2 protein-coding genes are annotated in these 740 nt (G+C 43.9%); both read left to right on the plus strand.

Annotated features, from left to right (window positions below; translation table 11 throughout):
• The first annotated feature begins 15 nt into the window (after positions 1–15).
• Complete coding sequence (mlaD, locus tag A3756_RS23185) at positions 16–474, plus strand: outer membrane lipid asymmetry maintenance protein MlaD (protein ID WP_068509377.1); 459 nt, start codon at positions 16–18, stop codon at positions 472–474.
• Positions 475–545: 71 nt separating this feature from the next.
• A partial coding sequence (locus tag A3756_RS23190) for a hypothetical protein (protein WP_156490719.1) occupies positions 546–740 on the plus strand: 195 nt, incomplete at its 3' end.

Genomic DNA, 740 nt, shown 5'->3' on the forward strand with positions numbered 1-740 from the left:
GGAAAATGACGTCATATGTATGAGAGAACAATAGAAGCGGCTGTAGGGGTATTTATGATAGCCGGATTCGCTGCCTTGGCGTTTTTGGCAATACAAGTGAGTGGTTTAACAAGCGATTCGGCGCGTGATACCTACAAAATATATGCCCAATTTGACGACCTAGGCGGTCTCGCTGTTAGAGGACGGGTGTCATTATCTGGTGTAACGGTTGGAAAGGTTAGCGGGATCAGTCTTGATGAGCAGTCTTACACAGCGCTGGTAGAGATGGAAATATATTCATCTGTTGATCAGCTGTCAGCAGATAGTGTCGCATCGATTCAGACGGCCGGTTTACTGGGAGAGAAGTATGTTGATCTCAGTGTTGGTGGGGAAGAAGAGCTATTGAAAGACGGCGATACCATTTTTGATACGCAGTCTGCGATGAATTTAGAGAAAATTATTGGTGCGTTCGCCTCGGGCCAGATAGATCTCTAATTAATGGTGTAATGACTAGTTTTGGGTAGCTCCTATCCTGGTTCACTTCTATTTGATAAGAATTTAACGTTATGAATAAAGCATTTAAGTTGGTTACTCTTTGGCTGGTTTTGGCGCTTGGTATTGCAGCAGCTCAAGTATCTTACGCAGCGACCACGACCGCAAGTCAGGGTCTGGAGTCTGAAGAAATCAGGCTGACTGTTGAGAAAAATGTTACTGAAGTGTTGGAAGTATTTAAGGTAGAAAGGGAATACTACGAAACTGAT

The organism is Oleiphilus sp. HI0086 (assembly GCF_001635225.1).

Bases quoted from the DNA above. Each gene is read 5' to 3' on its own strand.
- mlaD (WP_068509377.1), top strand. From the start codon at position 16: ATGTATGAGAGAACAATAGAAGCGGCTGTAGGGGTATTTATGATAGCC.